Annotated in this window: 17 protein-coding genes; 14 read left to right on the top strand and 3 right to left on the bottom strand. The window is 64.0% G+C overall.

From position 1 onward, the window contains the following. The first annotated feature begins 80 nt into the window (after positions 1-80). From QO259_RS06605 to QO259_RS06650, 10 genes are all read left to right on the top strand, one after another. Entirely contained in the window at positions 81-1,205 is a 1,125-nt protein-coding gene (locus tag QO259_RS06605) for a beta-ketoacyl-ACP synthase III (protein WP_285952242.1), read from the top strand. Next, positions 1,205-1,951: an MlaA family lipoprotein gene (locus tag QO259_RS06610; protein WP_285952243.1), complete on the top strand. Its 747-nt coding sequence runs from the start codon at positions 1,205-1,207 to the stop codon at positions 1,949-1,951. The genes QO259_RS06605 and QO259_RS06610 overlap by 1 nt, the downstream gene beginning before the upstream one ends. A gap of 70 nt (positions 1,952-2,021) precedes the next feature. Beyond that, positions 2,022-3,104, top strand: a complete 1,083-nt coding sequence (locus tag QO259_RS06615) for a PP2C family protein-serine/threonine phosphatase (RefSeq protein WP_207037417.1) — start codon at positions 2,022-2,024, stop codon at positions 3,102-3,104. Then, the gene (locus QO259_RS06620) at positions 3,097-3,600 is read left to right on the top strand and encodes an STAS domain-containing protein (protein WP_285952244.1); all 504 of its coding nucleotides are present in this window, start codon (positions 3,097-3,099) and stop codon (positions 3,598-3,600) included. Before QO259_RS06615 ends, QO259_RS06620 begins: the two co-directional genes overlap by 8 nt. A 276-nt stretch (positions 3,601-3,876) precedes the next feature. Next, positions 3,877-5,082, top strand: a complete 1,206-nt coding sequence (locus QO259_RS06625; RefSeq protein ID WP_285952245.1) for a Bcr/CflA family multidrug efflux MFS transporter — start codon at positions 3,877-3,879, stop codon at positions 5,080-5,082. Positions 5,083-5,527: 445 nt separating this feature from the next. After that, positions 5,528-6,568, top strand: coding sequence for a phosphate ABC transporter substrate-binding protein PstS (gene pstS / locus QO259_RS06630; RefSeq protein ID WP_035476924.1), 1,041 nt, complete (start codon positions 5,528-5,530; stop codon positions 6,566-6,568). A 163-nt stretch (positions 6,569-6,731) separates the two neighbouring features. Next, positions 6,732-7,673 carry a phosphate ABC transporter permease subunit PstC gene (gene pstC, locus QO259_RS06635; RefSeq protein WP_207037401.1) on the top strand — a complete coding sequence of 314 codons (942 nt, stop codon included), beginning with the start codon at positions 6,732-6,734 and terminating at the stop codon, positions 7,671-7,673. An 18-nt stretch (positions 7,674-7,691) separates the two neighbouring features. Then, positions 7,692-8,543: a phosphate ABC transporter permease PstA gene (pstA, locus tag QO259_RS06640; protein ID WP_207037402.1), complete on the top strand. Its 852-nt coding sequence runs from the start codon at positions 7,692-7,694 to the stop codon at positions 8,541-8,543. A 19-nt stretch (positions 8,544-8,562) separates the two neighbouring features. Next, a complete protein-coding gene (pstB, locus tag QO259_RS06645; protein WP_081919685.1) occupies positions 8,563-9,387 on the top strand; it encodes a phosphate ABC transporter ATP-binding protein PstB in 825 nt (274 codons plus the stop codon). Between the two features lie 198 nt (positions 9,388-9,585). Beyond that, positions 9,586-10,695 carry an AI-2E family transporter gene (locus tag QO259_RS06650; RefSeq protein WP_285952246.1) on the top strand — a complete coding sequence of 370 codons (1,110 nt, stop codon included), beginning with the start codon at positions 9,586-9,588 and terminating at the stop codon, positions 10,693-10,695. Positions 10,696-10,809: 114 nt separating this feature from the next. On the opposite strand, the gene trxA is transcribed toward QO259_RS06650, so the two are convergent. Then, on the bottom strand, positions 10,810-11,133 hold the full coding sequence (trxA, locus tag QO259_RS06655) for a thioredoxin (protein WP_035476933.1): 324 nt from the start codon (positions 11,131-11,133) through the stop codon (positions 10,810-10,812). A gap of 244 nt (positions 11,134-11,377) precedes the next feature. Between trxA and cysB the strand changes: the two genes are divergently transcribed. Further along, positions 11,378-12,346 carry an HTH-type transcriptional regulator CysB gene (cysB, locus tag QO259_RS06660; protein ID WP_106420433.1) on the top strand — a complete coding sequence of 323 codons (969 nt, stop codon included), beginning with the start codon at positions 11,378-11,380 and terminating at the stop codon, positions 12,344-12,346. A 98-nt stretch (positions 12,347-12,444) separates the two neighbouring features. Here the strand turns inward: cysB and QO259_RS06665 are convergent, their stop codons facing one another. Both QO259_RS06665 and pabB read right to left on the bottom strand, forming a co-directional pair. Then, positions 12,445-13,065 carry a phosphoadenosine phosphosulfate reductase domain-containing protein gene (locus QO259_RS06665; RefSeq protein WP_035476939.1) on the bottom strand — a complete coding sequence of 207 codons (621 nt, stop codon included), beginning with the start codon at positions 13,063-13,065 and terminating at the stop codon, positions 12,445-12,447. Positions 13,066-13,225: 160 nt separating this feature from the next. Further along, a complete protein-coding gene (pabB, locus tag QO259_RS06670) occupies positions 13,226-14,686 on the bottom strand; it encodes an aminodeoxychorismate synthase component I (protein WP_285952247.1) in 1,461 nt (486 codons plus the stop codon). A 411-nt stretch (positions 14,687-15,097) separates the two neighbouring features. Here pabB and QO259_RS06675 point away from each other — a divergent pair, with 411 nt between their 5' ends. From QO259_RS06675 to prpC, 3 genes are all read left to right on the top strand, one after another. Further along, a complete protein-coding gene (locus QO259_RS06675; protein WP_285952248.1) occupies positions 15,098-15,859 on the top strand; it encodes a GntR family transcriptional regulator in 762 nt (253 codons plus the stop codon). Between the two features lie 124 nt (positions 15,860-15,983). Further along, complete coding sequence (prpB, locus tag QO259_RS06680) at positions 15,984-16,871, top strand: methylisocitrate lyase (RefSeq protein WP_285952249.1); 888 nt, start codon at positions 15,984-15,986, stop codon at positions 16,869-16,871. Between the two features lie 93 nt (positions 16,872-16,964). Further along, entirely contained in the window at positions 16,965-18,086 is a 1,122-nt protein-coding gene (prpC, locus tag QO259_RS06685; protein WP_035476947.1) for a bifunctional 2-methylcitrate synthase/citrate synthase, read from the top strand. The last annotated feature ends 74 nt before the right edge of the window (positions 18,087-18,160 follow it).

The raw sequence follows: 18,160 nt of genomic DNA on the forward strand, positions 1-18,160 counted from the left end.
GCCGCGCCATCGAGAAGGGACTGCGGCGCTCGCCGCACTATCGAGAGGGACTGCGGCCTTCGCCGCATAAGGAGCGAGTCATGACGCAAGCCGTCATCACGGCGACGGGCCTGTTCACGCCGCCGGAGGCGATCGACAACGCGGCGCTGGTCGCCAGTTTCAACACCTGGGTGGACACCGAGAACGCCCGCCACGCCGAGGCCATTGCCCGCGGCGAGCGCGAGCCGCTGGCCCACTCCAGCGAAGCCTTCATCCTCAAGGCATCGGGTATCGAGAGCCGCTACGTCATGGAGGCCAGCGGTATCCTCGACCCCGAGCGGATGCGCCCGCGGATCGAAGAGCGTGATAATTCTGCGCTCTCGCTGCAGGCCGAGATGGGCCTTGCGGCGGCACGCCAGGCGCTCGAGCAGGCGGCCATCCGCGCCGACCAGCTCGATCTGATCATCGTCGCCTGCTCCAACCTGCAGCGGCCGTACCCGGCGGTGGCGGTCGAGCTGCAGGCGGCACTGGGTGCCGGCGGCTATGCCTTCGACATGAACGTGGCCTGCTCCAGTGCCACCTTCGCCATCGACATGGCGACCAATGCCATTCGCGCCGGGAGTCTCGAGCGAGTGCTGGTGGTCAACCCGGAGATCTGCTCGGCGCATCTGGATTTCCGCGATCGCGATAGCCATTTCATCTTTGGTGACGCCTGCACCGCGGTGGTCCTGGAGGCGGATCATCTGGCCCGCGAGCGCGAGCACTTCACCGTTCTCGGCACGCGCCTGACCACGCGCTTCTCCAACGCCATCCGCAATAACTTCGGCTTCCTCAACCGGCTCGCCGACAGCAGTGCCGATGACAAGCTGTTCGTGCAGGAGGGGCGCAAGGTGTTCAAGGAGGTCTGCCCGCTGGTGGCGGAGCTGATCCTCGAGCATCTGGAGAGCCAGTCGCTGACCGGCGAATCGGTCACCCGGCTGTGGCTACACCAGGCCAACCGTCACATGAACGATCTGATCGCGCGGCGCGTGCTGGGGCGCGAGGCGAGCGAGCACGAGGCGCCGATCATCTTGGACCGCTACGCCAATACCAGCTCGGCCGGCTCGATCATTGCCCTGCATCTGCATCGCGGCGATCTCGAGGAGGGCGATGTGGGGGTGGTGTGTTCGTTCGGCGCGGGCTACAGTGCGGGCAGTGTCATATTGCGTAAAGGGAATGCGTGTTGATGAAATCGATCCATTGGCTGAGCGGCGCCGCCGTCGCTTTGGCGCTAGGGGGCTGTGCCTCCAGCGGTGAGAACAGCAACCCACAGGATCCGTGGGAAGGGTTCAACCGTGGCGTCTATCAGTTCAACGACACGCTAGATCGCTATGCGCTCAAGCCGGTCGCCCAGGGCTACAAGGCGGTCACGCCCGAACCCGTGCGTGACGGTGTCGGCAACTTCTTTTCCAACCTCGGCGAGATCCGCACTGCGTTCAACAGCGTGCTGCAGTGGGAGTGGGGCAATGCCGGGACGGCCTCTGGCCGCTTCGTCATCAATACGATCCTGGGGGTCGGCGGCCTGCTCGACCCGGCCACGCGCATGGGGCTCGACGAGAACGAGGAGGACTTCGGTCAGACGCTGGCGGTGTGGGGCGTCGACTCCGGCCCCTATCTGGTGCTGCCGGTGCTCGGTCCCAGCACGGTGCGTGATACCAGCGGCCTGCCGCTGGATATCTACACCTATCCGGTGACCTACGTCGAAGATGACAAGGTGCGCTACGGTCTGACCTTCCTGCGCTACGTCGATCTGCGCGCGAGTCTGCTCGACCAGGAGTCGCTGATCCAGGGGGATCGCTACAGCTTCATCCGCGATGCCTACCTGCAGCGGCGTCAATTCCTGATCAGTAACGGCAAGGCGGGCAAGGATCCGTTCGCCAGCGGCGACTTCGGCAACGATTTCCAATACAGCGAAGACGACTTCGCCGAGTGACCCCGTGTCCAAAACGCTGAGCGATGAGCCCGTGATCGGCGTGATCGACCTGCCGGGACGGGAGCGCGAGATGCTGGTGGGCGAGATCGCCCGCCTGGATGCGCGCGTGGTGGCGGCGCACTCTTTGGCGGCGCTGCCGGTAGCCTGCGATCTGGTCGTGGCGCACGTGCGCGCGGTCTCGCACGATGGCTGGCAGATCCTGAGCCAGGGGCAGCCGACCATCGTGGTCAGTGAAAGTCGCCGCGACGGTGATCTGCACAAGGCGATGGACGCCGGGCTGATCGACTATCTGGTCGAGCCGCTGGCGCATGCCGACATCCTGCGCCGCCTGGTGTGTCGCGCGCTCGATCTCGACCGGCTGGCCCGCGCCCATGACGAGAGCCGCGCTGAGCTTCAGTCGCTCAACGATCGTCTCGAGCGGCACCTGGAGATCCTGCGTGAGGATCAGCGCGCCGGCGGACACGTGCAGCGCAAGCTGCTGCCGCCGCCGGGGATGACCCATCGGGGCGTGCGCTGCGACTACTGGTTCGCGCCCTCGCTCTATCTTTCCGGGGACTTTCTCGATTTCCAGCGCTGTGACGAGCGCTACAGCTTCTTCTATTTTGCCGATGTCGCCGGCCACGGTGCCTCCTCGGCGTTTGTCACTGTCCTGCTGAAATATCTCTGCAACCGCTGGCTGTCGCAGTGGCGCACACTGCTGCCGGAGGCATTTCCCTCGCGCTGGCTGGGCGAGCTCAATCGCGAGCTGCTGGAGACCGGTATCGGCAAGCACGCCACGATCTTTGCCGGGGTACTGGACCATGAGCGCCATTTTCTGCACTATGCGCTCGGCGCTCAGCTGCCCATGCCGATCCTCGTCAGCGAGGAAGGGGCGAGCTACCTGGGCGGAGAAGGGCCGCCGGTGGGGTTGTTTCCGGATGTCGAGTACCCCATCTATGGCTGTCCGCTACCCGAGCGATTCCAGCTCTGGTTCTGTTCCGACGGCGTGCTCGAATGCCTGCCGGCGGCTTCACTGGATGCGCGGCTCAAGGAACTCGAGCGCCGCGTGACACGTTGTACCCGCGTCGACGATCTGAAGGATGGATTGGCGCTGGGAGATCAACTGCCGGATGATCTCAGCATGATGACACTGAGTGGTTTCGAGCATGATTGAAGGGCGAATCAAGGCGGCCTTCGAGTCGGGCGTATTCGTGCTCAAGCTCTGCGGCGATGTCCGCCTGACGCTGTGCGCGACGCTCGATGCCGAGGCGCAGCGGCTGGCGGATCTGCCGGGCCTGCGTGCGGTCATGGTCGATCTGCGCGAAGCGACCAACGTCGACTCCACGGCGCTGGGCTTTCTGGCCAAGGTGGCGCTGGCGGTACGTGGGCGGCTGGAGCAGCCGCCGACGATCGTGGCTGAGCATCCGGACGTGCGGCGCATGCTGGACGTGATGGGTTTCGCGCGTTACTTCACACTGGTGGAGGCGCCACTCACCGAGCCGGCCGAGCTTGCCGAGCTGCCCCACGTCGAGGCCGACGAGAAAGCGATTCAGCAGCGCATTCTCGAGGCTCATCGTATTCTCATGCACATGAGCGAGCACAATCGGCACGAGTTTCAGCCGCTGATCGAGCTGCTCGAGTCTCAGCACGCCAAGGCGTCCCCGCACTGACTCTGAGTCGCGAGCGGGGGCGTATCTGCCACGCGTGCCAGGGCCGGTGTCACTGTCCGTAAAGCGCGCCACCTGTGCCTGTCTCTTCGCGCGAGCGTCATCGCGGGCATGCGTGATCATCGGTCCCGGCGCTGACCGCTGCCGTCTTCAGGTGTCTTTATCTTGCGTGCCAGCGGCATCGCTGGCCGATTGTCGTGTGGCGCCGCGGACGCCCGCGATCAGGTATCTCTCATCCGCTCGCAGCGAGGAGGAAGTCGTGTTGTCGAGGAGTCTAGCGTGAGGCCGCTCAGTGCGCGTCGTCTGGCACTGCTGGTGGCTGCCAATACCGCCCTGGCGCCGCTGGCGATCGATGCCTACCTACCCGCCATGCCGGCGCTGGCGGCCTCCATCGGCGCCAGCGTGCACCATACCGAGCTGTCGCTGAGTATATTCCTGCTCGGTTTTGCCCTGGGGCAGCTGGTATGCGGACCGCTCTCCGATCGGTTCGGCCGCAAGCCGGTGCTGATGACGGGGCTGGCCGTTTTCCTGCTCGCCAGTCTAGCGCTGACACAGGTCGGCTCACTGGCCACGCTGTGGGGCTGGCGCTTCGTCCAGGCGCTCGGCGGTGGCGCCTGCGTGGTCAACTCCGCGGCGATCGTGCGTGACCGCTTCAGCGGGCGCGAGGCGGCCAAGGTGATGTCGACCATGGTGATGATCCTGATGATGGCGCCGCTGGTGGCGCCCGCCCTGGGCAGTGCGCTGCTGCACCTGGCCGACTGGTGGCTGATCTTTCTGTTTCTGGCGCTCTACGCGGTGTTCGTGCTTGGGCTGCTGGGACGCTTGCTGCCCGAGACTCATGGGCGCGACCCCGACGCGCCCTCGGTGGGGCAGATCCTGGGCAACTATCGCAGCGTGCTGCGCCATCGCGAGGCGATGGGCTATATCGGGGCGGTATCGATGTCGTTCGCCGGGATGTTCGCCTTCATTACCGGCTCGCCCTATCTCTACATGGAGCATTACGGCCTCTCGACCACGCTCTATCCTTTCGTGTTCGGTGCCAACATCCTGATCATGGCCTCCTCCAGCCGGCTCAACATCCGCCTGCTCAAGCGCCGCACGCCGCAGCAGAACCTGCTGCTGGGGCTCGGCGTGCAGCTGAGCGCGGGTATCGGTCTGGTCGCGCTGGTCGCCTCGGGGCTGGATTCGATCTACAGCGTGGCGCCGCTGATGGTGGTCTTCGTCGGCATGCAAGGGCTGATCAGCCCTAACGCCATGTCATCCATGCTCGATCACTTCCCGCGCATGAGTGCCACCGCGACGGCGCTGCAGGGCTGTCTGCAGTTCACCTGTGGGGCGGTCGCGGGGGCGCTGGTCGGTGCCTTCGAGCTGGCCAGCGCCTGGCCCACGGTGTTGACCATGCTGGGGGCGACCCTGCTGGGTAATATCGGTGTCCGCGTGCTGTCGGGCCCGGCACTCAAGCGTACCTCGACACCCTCCGCCTGACAGTCAGGCGGCGTAGCGCCGGCCGCCATCGCTGAAGCCATCATCATCCTTCTTCACCCTTGCCTCAGGTGCGTTCGGCTGTGCTCTCGCAGCCGACCTTACCCACCGTCGATGCTGTTTACTCAATACGTGCAAGCGGTTACGCGTCTTGACCCTTGTCATCCTGTTGTCATCTTGGCTTGGCAGTGTGGGTGCCGCGAAGGTTGCGGCCGGTAGTCGAGGCCGCTCTCGAGATCACCGGCGATCGCCAGCGAGCTGCGGTCGTGCGGTGGTTTTTCATACACCTGACACACCCAATTCGTCGAATGTCACTTTTCAAGACGATGACAAGGCTGTCATAAAAGTGTCACGCGTCTGACGTAACGTGGCGTTCTGAGAGTGCAGGCAACCTTCGCAACGTCGTTATCGCACACGCATCCATCCAAGGTGGAAACAGGATATCGCTATGCTCAAACATGTCTTCGCTACGCTCGTTTCCGGGTCCCTGATTCTGGGCGCCGCTGCCGTCCAAGCCCAGGAAGCCATCACCGGCGCCGGCGCGACCTTCCCCTATCCGGTCTACTCCCAGTGGGCGGATGCCTATCAGGACAAGTCCGGCGTTGGCCTCAACTATCAGGCCATCGGTTCCGGCGGCGGCATTCAGCAGATCACCGCCAAGACCGTGACCTTCGGTGCCAGCGATGCGCCGATGACCAAGGAAGAACTGGACAAGAACGGTCTGCTGCAGTGGCCGATGGTCATGGGCGGTGTGGTCGCGGCATTCCACGTCGACGGCATCGACGGCGCGATCAATCTGGACGGCAAGACGCTGGCCGACATCTACCAGGGCAAGATCACCAGCTGGAACGATGAAGCCATCGCCAAGCTGAATCCGGACATGAAGCTGCCCGACACCAAGATCACCCCGGTCTATCGCGCTGAGGGGTCGGGCACCAACTTCCTGTTCACCCACTATCTGTCGCAGGTCAGCAAAGACTTCGCCAACACTGTGGGCGAGGGCAAGTCGGTGGCATGGCCGGCGGGCGTCGGGGCCAAGGCCAATGCGGGCGTCGCCAGCCAGATCGCCAACACCAATGGCGCCATCGGCTACGTCGAGTTCGCCTACGCCGCCCAGAACGATCTGCACCTGGTGCACCTGAAGAACAAGGCCGGCAAGACCGTGGCACCCGACATGGATTCGTTCATGGCCGCTGCCGCCAACGCCGACTGGAAGAACGCCCCGGGCATGTACCTGGTGCTGACCAATCAGCCGGGTGACAACAGCTGGCCGATCACTGGTGCCTCTTTCATCCTGATGCACAAGAAAGTGCAGGACGTGGATGCCGCGCGCCAGGCGCTCGAGTTCTTCGACTGGGCCTATAGCAACGGCGACGAGATGGCCAAGAAGCTCGACTACGTGCCGATGCCGAAGAACGTAGCCGACATGGTTCGTGAGAGCTGGAGCGAGATCAAGGGTCCGAACGGCGAAGCCGTCTGGAAGCAGTAACCCCTTGAGCCCCGATCGCGACGGCGAGTGCTCAGAGCTCCCGTCGCGATCGTGTATCGAACGATCGAATCTGCAATAAACGCGTGAGTGACGAGCGCGTATGCAACGACACAGTACTGCCGCTACCTCCGGCGGCAGCGTGGCAAGCCGACGAGGAACTGACATGGCCACCCCCCAAGCGATTCAAACCGGCGGCGGTCTGGGCGGACTGAGCGAGGCCACCCGTAAGCGGCTCCAGCGCAAGGCACGCATCGACGTGTGGTTCGAGCGCACGCTGTTTGCCTTCGCCTTCGCGGTTCTGCTGCTACTCGGGGCGATCATCGCCTCGCTGATCGCTTCCAGCTGGCCGGCGCTCGAGCGCTACGGCCTGGAGTTCTTCACCGAGAATCGCTGGGCGGCCAACGTCGAAGTGTTCGGCGCCTTGCCCGCCATCTACGGAACCCTGCTGACCTCCTTGATTGCGATCGTCATTGCGGTTCCCATCTCCTTCGGCATCGCCATCTTCCTGACCGAGCGCTGCCCGAACGTGCTGCGCCAGCCTCTCAGTACCTTGATCGAGCTGCTGGCCGGTATCCCTTCGATCATCTACGGCATGTGGGGCATGGAAGTGCTGGCTCCGCTGCTGCGTACTTGGTTCCCCTCGGTATTTCCCGCGGGCACCGGCCTGGCCACGGCCGGCATCATTCTGGCGGTGATGATCATTCCGTTCATCACCGCGGTGAGCCGCGACGTCATCAACACGGTGCCGGCGGTGATGCGTGAATCCGCCTACGGCCTCGGCTGCACCACCTGGGAAGTCGCACGCCGGGTCATCCTGCCCTCGGTCAAGGGCGGCCTGGTGGGGGGTGTGGTACTCGGGCTGGGGCGGGCCCTGGGCGAGACCATGGCGGTGACCTTCGTGATCGGCAACAACCTGTTCCTGAACACCACGCTCACCGGGCAGGGCACCTCGATCGCGGCCCTGATCGCCAACCAGTTCTCCGAGTCGGACGGTACCCAGCGCTCGGCGCTGCTGGCACTCGGCCTGATTCTGTTCTTGATCACCTTCGCCGTGCTGGCGTTCGCGCGCTATCTGCTGCGCAACAGCACCGGCCGCCACGCCTGAGCCGAGAGGAGAGAGACGATGCAGACTCACACGACGCCGCTCTATCGCCGGCGCAAGCTGCTCAACCGCCTGGTCATGGCCGCCTGTATCGGTGCCACCCTGATCGGATTCGTATTCCTGTTCGCGATCCTTTTGACGCTCGTGACCAAGGGGCTCAGTGCGATCTCGCCCTCGATCTTCATCGAGCGCACGCGTATGAACGGTGGAGGCCTGGGCAATGCGATCTGGGGGACCTTCATGATGACCTCGCTGGCCACCGTCCTCGGCACCGTGATCGGCGTGGCCGCGGGTACCTGGCTGGCGGAGTATGGCAACAAGGGCCTGCTGCCCAAGGTGATCCGCTTCATCAACGACATCCTGCTGTCGGCACCCTCGATCATCATCGGTCTGTTCATCTACGCGGTGGTGGTGGTGCCCATGGGCAGCTTCTCCGCCTGGGCCGGGGTGCTGTCGCTCACGGTGATCATCGTGCCGGTGGTGATTCGCTCCACCGAAGACATGCTGCGCCTGATTCCCAACTCGCTGCGCGAGGCGGCGGCGGCGCTGGGTGCCCATCGCTGGTGGATCATCGTGCGTGTCTGCTACAGCGGTGCGCGTGCCGGCATTCTGACCGGTATCCTGCTCGGGTTCGCCCGTATCAGTGGCGAGACGGCACCGCTGCTGTTCACCTCGCTGAACTCCAACCAGTGGAACTTCTTCAATCTCGACAATGAGATGGCCAACCTGCCGATGACCATCTACCAGAACATGACGATCAACGCCTTTATCCCTGACCTGGTATCGCTGGCGTGGGGTGGGGCGCTGATCCTGACGGCCGCCATTCTGATCCTCAACATCGCGGCGCGTTACTTCTCGCGTCAACGCACCTGACTTTCGCCAAGAGACTGCCATGACCGTCGATTTCAATCTCAACGCCAACCCGAACGCTGCCGAGGCGCCGAACGCTTCCCAGGCACGGGCCGCGTCCAAGCTTCGCGTCAAGGACCTGAACCTCTACTACGGCCAGTTTCAGGCGCTCAAAAACATCACCATGGAGATCCCCGAGCGCCAGGTGACGGCGTTCATCGGGCCCTCCGGCTGCGGCAAGTCGACCCTGATCCGCTGCTTCAACCGCATCCACGATCTCTACGAGGGGATTCGTACGGAAGGGCAGATCCTGCTCGACAGCCACGATATCTACGGCTCCGGGGTCGACCTGAACCTGTTGCGCGCGCGCATCGGCATGGTGTTCCAGAAGCCGACGCCGTTCCCGATGACGGTGTTCGATAACGTCGCCTTCGGGATTCGGCTCTACGAAAAACTGTCCCAGCGCGAGCTGGAGGAGAGGGTCGAGTGGGCGCTGCGCAAGGCCGCCCTGTGGGAGGAGGTCAAGGACAAGCTCAAGCAGAGCGGCCAGGCACTCTCCGGCGGTCAGCAGCAGCGTCTGTGCATTGCGCGTACCATTGCGGTGAAGCCGGAAGTGATCCTGCTCGACGAGCCCACCTCGGCTCTCGACCCGATCTCCACCGGTTACATCGAGGATCTGATCAACGAGCTCAAGAAGGACTACACGATCGTCATCGTGACCCACAACATGCAGCAGGCGGCGCGAATTTCCGACATCACCGCCTTCATGTACCTGGGTAGTCTGATCGAGTGCGACGATACCACCAAGATCTTCACCCAGCCCAAGGAGAGCCGCACCGAGGACTACATCACCGGCCGCTACGGCTGAGCCTCGCTGTCCTGTCTTGCGCCCCGGCCCCAGCGGCCGGGGCGCTTGCGTGTCTGGCGCGGCCGTTCGTGGCTCTCTCCGGTGGCGGGCGGTACTCGGGCTCTACCGAGAGGCGAGAGTTGACCTGAGTCAGCGAACGCCGTATCGGTTCGTGGTAGTGTCTGGCAACACAGGACGTGCCACAAGGATGGGCTGACCATGTCGCCAGGGCAGGAACCGGCGTTTCGCAACATACCCTTTCATCTGATGCTGACACTGGCATCGCTGACGATCATCGTGTCGGGCCTGCGCGCGGCCGAGGCGCTGATCATTCCGATCCTGCTGTCGATCTTCATCGCCGTGATCTGCGCCTCACCGGTGCATTGGCTCTATCGCCGCGGCATGAACTCCTACGCCGCGGTGCTGATCACGCTGCTGATTCTGGGCGGGTTGCTGGCGCTGTTCGGCACTCTGCTGGGCAACAGTGTCGCCATGTTCATGGAGCGCTGGCCCGAGATGCAGCAGGAGTTGCAGGGGCACTATCTGAATCTGCTCGAGTGGCTGGCGCATCAGGGGATGTCGGTCTCGCCGCGGGAGCTCTCCAGCATGATCGACGACTCCCAGGATAAGGGCTGGATCTCGGTCTTCCTGAGCGGGCTGGGTGTGGTGCTGTCGCAGAGCCTGGTGATCCTGTTGATGGTCAACTTCATGCTGTTCGAGACGCTCGATTTCCGCCAGAAGGTGGCGCGTGCCCTGGCCAATCCGGGGCCCAGTCTGGAGCGCTTCACCGAGTTCAGTCACAACCTCAAGCGCTATATGGCGGTCAAGACGGTGGTCAGCCTGATCACCGGGGCACTGGTGACGCTGGCGGCCTGGCTGGTGGGGGTCGAGTTCGCCCTGCTGTGGGGCGCGCTGGCCTTCATTCTCAACTACATCCCCAACATCGGCTCGGTGATCGCGGCGGTGCCGCCGGTACTGCTGACCCTGTCGATGCCGGACGGGGGGATGGTCAAGGCGCTCACGCTTTCGGGCGCCTATCTGGCGATCAACTTCGTGATCGGCAACCTGGTCGAACCGCGAGTCATGGGGCGAACCATGGGGCTATCGACCCTGGTGGCCTTTCTGTCGCTGGTTGTTTGGGGCTGGATTCTGGGACCGGTGGGCATGCTGCTTTCGGTACCGTTGACGATGACGCTGAAGATAGCGCTGGATAGTCATCCCGAGACGCGCTGGATCGCCAAGATGCTGGGGCCTTCGGAGCGGCGCCAGCGGCGGCTGCGCAAGACCCAGCAGGCGCTGGATGAGCTCGAGGAGGAGCTCGACCCGTGAAGTCCGCAGAGAGACGAGCCACAAAAAAGCCGCCCCGGAGAGGGCGGCTTTTTAGCAAGCGAAGCGGCTTTCTGCTGAGCGCTACGGAGGCTACCGAGCGCCGCTGGCTAGATATCAGCCGTTCTGCTCGATGAACTGGGTCAGCTGCGACTTGGACTGCGCGCCGACCAGCGAGGCGACCTTGGCGCCGGACTTGAACAGCATCACGGTGGGTACGCCGCGCACGCCGTGCTCGGAGGCGATCTCCGGGGCGTCGTCGACGTTGACACTGACGACCTTGATGGCGTCGGCCTTCTCGTCGGCCACCTCATCGACGACCGGAGCCATCATCTTGCACGGGCCGCACCACGGGGCCCAGAACTTCAGCAGCACCGGCTTGTCGGACTTGAGCACTTCCTGCTCGAAATTCGCGGTGGTGACATCGACGTTGTTGGACATGCGGTAACTCCTGTAGACATTTGCGCTCGTGAAGAGAGCGTATGGGTGCGATGTTAGCCCTTGGCCAGGGTGCTGGCAAATCGCTCTGGTTATGACAACGATAGCGCCAGGTTATTAAACAGCAGTTTCTCATACCCGAAAAACCGGTGCGATCGCCGCTTCACCCCTCGTCACTTATAGCGTAAAGTAATCGCAATCCGTTTTCTTATGCCATTGTGCGTTACGCATCGTCACGAGGTCGCTCATGAAGCTCCAGCAACTGCGCTATATCTGGGAAGTGACGCGCCACCAGCTCAATGTGTCGGCCACGGCACAGAGCCTGTTCACCTCGCAACCCGGGATCTCCAAGCAGATCCGGCTGCTGGAGGACGAGCTCGGCGTCGAGATCTTTGCGCGCAGCGGCAAGCACCTGACCCGGGTGACGCCGGCGGGGGAGGCGATCGTCGAGCTCGCCGGCAAGGTGCTGCGCACGGTCGACGATATCAAGCATGTGGCCCAGGAGCACAGCGACGAACGTCGCGGCAGCCTGGCCATCGCTACGACCCACACTCAGGCGCGCTACGTGCTGCCCGGAGTGATCGGTGAATTTCGCCAGCAGTATCCTGACGTGGCGCTGCATATGCAGCAGGGCACGCCCAAGCAGATCGCGCAGATGGTCAGCGATGGCACTGCAGACTTCGCCATTTGCACCGAGTCCCTCGAGCTCTTCAACGATCTGGTATTGCTGCCCTGTTATCGCTGGAACCGCTGTGTGCTGATGCCCAAGGGGCATCCGCTGGCGAGTGGCGAGCTGACCCTGGAGCGCGTGGCTGAGCATCCACTGGTTACCTACGTGTTCGGCTTTACCGGGCGCTCCCAGCTCGACGATGCCTTCAAGTCGCGGGGGTTGACACCCAACGTGGTGCTGACCGCTGCCGACTCGGATGTGATCAAGACCTATGTGCGTCTCGGGCTGGGTGTCGGTATCGTCGCCCATATGGCGGTCGATCCGGTGGCCGATGCCGACCTGGTCGCGGTGGACGCTTCGCATCTGTTCGAGAGCTCGACCACCAAGATCGGCATTCGCCGCGGTACCTTCATGCGCAGCTACATGTATGACTTCGTCAAGCGCCTGGCACCGCATCTCGACCGCGACACCGTCGAGGCGGCGCTGGCGGCGGGGCCGCGGCATGAGGGGGAGCTGTTCAAGGATGTGGAGCTGCCGGTGCTCTAGGTGGCAGGCGTGACAGCATCTATAGCACAAGCCCGCCATTCGGCGGGCTTCGTCGTTGGTGGCGTTGGTGGCAGGGGGGCGGCTGAGGGCGCCGGCACTCAGTGCTGCAGGTGCAGCCCGCACTCACGCTTGTCTTCCACCTTGGTCGGGTCGAAGTAGTCGAAGTTGTTGGGCAGGTCGTGCGCTTGCAGGTACTGATACATCTGCTTGGCGTTCCAGTGCAGCACCGGGGCGACCTTGAGCAGGCCATCGGCGTTACGCGACAGCGGCTGCATGCGCGAACGTTCTGGGGTGTCCTCGGCGCGCAGGGCGGTGAACCAGACGTCGGGCGCGGCTTCTGCCAGCGCGCGGCGGAAGGGTTCGAGCTTGACCTCTTCGGTGAAGGCGGCATGGCCGGGATCGTCGATGGTCGGCATCGGCCCTTCGAGCGACTCGCGGTGGGCGCGCGAGCGACGCGGATGATAGATGCTCAGATTGAGATTGAGCAGACGGGTCAACTCGTCGGCGAAGCGATAGGTCGCCGGGGTGTTGTAGCCGCTGTCCATCCACACCACCGGGATATCGGGGCGCACCCGGGTGACCAGATGCAGGATGACCGCCTCGAAGGGGCGGAAGTTGGTGGTGCAGATTGCGGTCTGATCCAGCCCCAGCGCGAATTCGGTGATCGCCAGCGGGTCGTGACCGATATCGCGGTTGAGGGCGTCGAGATCCAATGCCATGGCAAGCTCCTGGGCCGGCGGGCCGGTGCTGGACCGGCCGTACACGGGATGAGGGAAGAGGTGAAACGGATGCTGGCACTCTAGCAACGTGGGTTTTGCATTGACCAATACCGTTTGGTTAGAACGATATATAACGTTTTTGCCAAGTATGTGGTCGTATCTAGATGTTTTGGTTATTGAGATCCGCGTTCTCGGCGGTTTCCGCCGCGGCCCCTGGGTCCGCGTTGCTCGTAGAGTCCAGGGCGGACATCAGGCGCCCGATCTTGGCCAGTGTCTCGCGGTACTCTTCTTCCTCGTCGGAGTCGGCTACCACGCCGCCGCCGCCCCAAAGGTGCAGGGTGTCACCATCCGCCACCAGCGTGCGAATGGCGATCGAGGTATCCAGATGTCCGCGGCGGTCGACATAGCCGAGGCTGCCGCAGTAGACGCTGCGCTGGCTGGGTTCGAGCTGGTCGATGATCTGCATGGCCCGCCGCTTGGGGGCGCCGGTGATCGAGCCGCCGGGAAAAGCGGCGGCGAGCAGATCCAGCGCGCTGGCTTCCGAGCTCAGCTCGCCGCGCACCACGCTGACCAGATGGTGGACGTTGGCATAGCTCTCCAGGGCGCACAGTCGCGGTACGTGCACGCTGCCGAAGCGACAGACCCGTCCCAGGTCGTTGCGCAGCAGATCGACGATCATCACATTCTCGGCGCGGTCCTTGGGGCTCTCTTGGAGCGCCCGGGCCAGTGCTGCATCGGCCTGAGGCGTCTCCCCGCGTGGCCGCGTGCCCTTGATCGGGCGCGTCTCCACCTGCCCGTCAGCGACTCTGACGAAGCGCTCCGGGGAGAGCGAGGCGATCGCCTTGTCATCCCAGCGTAGATAGCCGCCGTAGGGCGTAGGCGTTGCCCGACGCAGGCGGCGGTAGGCGTGCCAGGTATCGCCGCGAAAGCGTGCGGTAAAACGCTGGGCGAGATTGACCTGATAGCAGTCGCCGGCATGCAGATAGTCGATCACGCGGCGGAAGCGCTCACCGTAACCGGTACGATCGATGTCGCTGACGAAGGGCTGCGTCAGTACGATGTCCTCATCCTGCGGTGGTGGCATCGCCAGCCAGCGCTCGACCAGGCGACGGCGCTCTGGGCTGGCCACCAACCAGGTCCGCTGGGTCTGATGGTCCTGGATCAGCGCCCAGTCGTAGAGTCCCAGGCGGGCGTGGGGCAGATCGGGGCCGGGTCGCGACTCGGCCGGACTGCCCTGTGGCCGATGATCGCGCGCCAAGGTGTAGCTCCAGTAGCCGAGCAGCCCGCCGATGAACGGCAGCTCGTCGAGGGTGCCGACGAGGGCTTCCGGTATCTGCGGCAGGTCATGCTTCAGGGCATGGTCGAGCAGCTCGCGCTGCGCTGCGAACGGCGCCGAGGGCAGCGGCGGCACGCCGTTATCGCAGTGCACGCCGGCTTCGTCCACGCTCAGGGTATAGAGCGGGTCGCTGGTGAGGATGTCGAAGCGTCCCCCCGGCGCGGCCGGGCGGCCACTATCGAGCAGCACGGCGCCCGGCCGCTGGCGCAGCGCGGCGAAGTGGTGAGCCGGGTCGCTGGCGTAGGGGAGTTCGGTGATAGCGAGTTGGGGTCGCGCCTCTGGCATGCCTGGGGTACTCGGTACACGGGGACTCGCGTGCCTCGCGAGGGCGACGCGGACCCGGATGAAAGGATGGTTTGGCGCGAGTGTATCGGGCGCGGCGCGGATGAGCGAGACCCTAAGCGCGCGCTGCTTTCACCACCGTTGCATTGTCCCTGGGCGACCCGGGAGTCGATGCGCCGATATCCGTGACGCCGCCGCCGAGCGCGTCGCCGAGAGACGTACCATGGCGGGCGCGTTGGCCGTGTCGGGCCGCGCGTGAGAGAAGGGCGATGGCTTGTAGGATTGTAGACAATGACTCTTGAGTGACGTATCGCTCTGCGACTAAAGTGGCGTTTCTGTGGGCTATTTTTGATTGCCCTGGCGAAACATTCTTTCTACCATGACCCTTATTCCAGGTAATTGTTAACAATCAAGATGACCGACGATCTTTCATCGACACCCCAGGGCGATGCCGACCTGCCGGAAGTCAGGACGCTGGCCGAGCGGGTGTTTCATCAATTGCAGCGGGCGATCGTGCGCGGGGAACTCCCCCCGGGGACACGCATCACCGAGCCCGAGCTATCGTCGCGCTACGGCATTTCACGCGGCCCCCTGCGTGAGGCGATGCGCCGCCTCGAAACCTATCGCCTGATCGAGCGCGTGCCGCATGTCGGCGCGCGCGTGGTCAAGCTGTCGATGGACGAGCTGCTGGAGCTGTTCGACGTGCGCGAAGCGCTCGAGAGCATGGCGGCGAGACTGGCCGCCCAGCACATGACCGCGGAAGAGATCGCGGGGTTGCGTGAGGTGCTGGCGGTTCACGAGCGGCAGGGCGACCTGGCCAGCGGTGAGGCCTACTATCAGCGTGAAGGGGACCTCGATTTCCACTACCGGATCGTCCAGGGCAGCCATAACCGGATGCTGATGACGATTCTGTGCGACGACCTCTACTACCTGGTGCGGCTCTATCGCACCCAGTTCAGCGCCAGCGGCAAGCGTCCGCAGCGCGCGTTCGTCGAGCACCACCGTATCGTCGATGCGATAGAAGCCGGGGACGCCGAACTCTCCGAACTGCTGATGCGGCGCCATGTCAGCGCCTCCCGCGAGAACGTGGCGGCGAGCTATGCGCTGACGCTGGGCGAGGAGAAGGTGGCTTCCGCTGATACCACGGCGACGTCCGTCAAGCACTCCGGCCGTTGAGATAGACGCGGGGTGGCGGTTCGGGGCGAGGTGAGTCGCGGTCCGGATATGGTGAGTCGCGCTTCGAATGGGGCGAGCGGTGGGTAAACGGATCGATAGAGAGACCAAGACGAAGGAGAGTGAAATGTCACAGTCGACGCCCGGCGCCCGTTTCCGCGCCGCCCTCGATGCCCACCGTCCGCTGGCGGTGGTGGGTACGATCAACGCCTACAGTGCCATGATGGCCCAGGCCGTGGGGCATCAGGCGATCTACCTGTCCGGCGGTGGCGTCGCCAATGCCTCGTTCGGACTGCCCGATCTGGGCATGACGACGCTCAACGACGTCGCCGAGGACGCCCGGCGCATCACCGGCGCCAGTGATCTCCCGCTGTTGGTGGATATCGATACCGGCTGGGGGGGCGCCTTTAACATCGCTCGGACCATCAAGGAGATGGGGCGGGCCGGTGTCGCTGCGGTGCATCTCGAGGATCAGGTGGCGCAGAAGCGCTGCGGACATCGCCCCAACAAGGAGATCGTCTCCCAGAGTGAGATGGTCGATCGCATCAAGTCGGCGGCGGATGCGCGCCAGGATGCGGCCTTCTACCTCATCGCGCGCACCGATGCCTTCCAGAAGGAGGGGCTGGCGGCGGCGATCGAGCGCGCCAACGCCTGCGTCGAGGCGGGGGCGGATGCGATCTTCGCCGAAGCGGTGCACACGCTGGATGACTACCGCGCTTTCTGCGAGGGCGTCGACGCGCCGATCCTGGCCAATATCACCGAATTCGGCGCCACACCCCTGTTCACCCAGCAGGAGCTGGGCGAGGTGGGGTGTCGCCTGGTGCTCTATCCGCTGTCGGCGTTCCGCGCCATGAATGCCGCGGCGCTCAAGGTCTATCAGGATATCCACGCCAAGGGGCATCAGCGCGACGTGGTCGGCATGATGCAGACCCGCGAGGAACTTTACGACTTCCTCGATTACCACACCTATGAGCGCAAGCTCGATGCCCTGTTCGACAAGGGGAATGCCGAATAGCCCCACGGGCGCGCCGTATCCGCGCGGATATGGAGACAGCGTTCCCCCAACGCATGCAAGACCAAGGCCGCGGCCGAGCGGCGGGAGACTCTCATGGCGGAAACGATCAAGAGTACTGGACTGCGCGGTCAGAGCGCCGGCAATACTGAAATCTGCACGGTGGGCAAGAGTGGTTCGGGCCTGACCTATCGCGGTTACGACATTCAGGAACTGGCGGAGAAGGCGCGCTTCGAGGAGGTCGCCTATCTGCTGCTCAAGGGCGAACTGCCGACACGCCAGGAGCTGGATGACTACATCTCGCGGTTGCAGCGTTCGCGTGGCCTCCCCGAGGCGTTGAAGAAAGTACTGGAGCAGATTCCTTCCGACGCCCATCCGATGGATGTGTTGCGCACCGGCACCTCGATGCTGGGCAACCTCGAGACCGAGCAGCGACTGGAAGAGCAGCAGGCGCATGCCGACCGTCTGCTGGCGGTGATGCCCTCGATGCTCAACTACTGGTATCGCTATTCGCACTTCGGTGAGCGGATCGAGACCGAGACCGACGATACCTCGGTGGGCGGGCACTTCCTCCACCTGCTGCATGGCAAGCCTGCCTCCGAGCTGCACGCACGGGTGATGAACGTCTCGCTGATTCTCTATGCCGAGCACGAGTTCAACGCCTCGACCTTCACCGCGCGGGTCTGTGCCTCTACGCTTTCCGATCTGCACAGCTGTGTCACCGGCGCCATCGGTTCGTTGCGTGGTCCGCTCCACGGCGGCGCCAACGAGGCTGCGATGGAGATGATCAGCCGCTGGTCGTCGCCCGACGAGGCCGAACGGCAGATTCTCGGCATGCTCGAGCGCAAGGACAAGATCATGGGGTTCGGCCATGCCATTTACCGTGAATCCGATCCGCGCAGCCCGATCATTCAGGCCTGGGCGCGTCAGCTCGCCGAGGATGTCGGCGACACCCATCTCTATGCGGTGTCCGAGCGGGTCGATTCAGTGATGTGGCGGGAGAAGAAACTGTTCCCCAACGCCGACTTCTACCACGCCAGCGCCTACCACTTCATGGGGATTCCGACCAAGCTGTTCACTCCGATTTTCGTCTGCTCGCGGCTGACCGGATGGTGCGCACACGTCTTCGAACAGCGTGCCAACAACCGCATCATCCGCCCGAGTGCCGATTATGTCGGCCCCGACAAGCGCGCCTGGGTGCCTCTCGAGCAGCGCTGAGACGCTGCCTGCCAACCGATCTTCGAGGCGGCGCGTCGACGTCGCCCTTCTCTCCTAGACGAGGACGTCACTGC

This window comes from Salinicola sp. JS01 (assembly GCF_030284585.1).
GTDB lineage: Bacteria > Pseudomonadota > Gammaproteobacteria > Pseudomonadales > Halomonadaceae > Salinicola.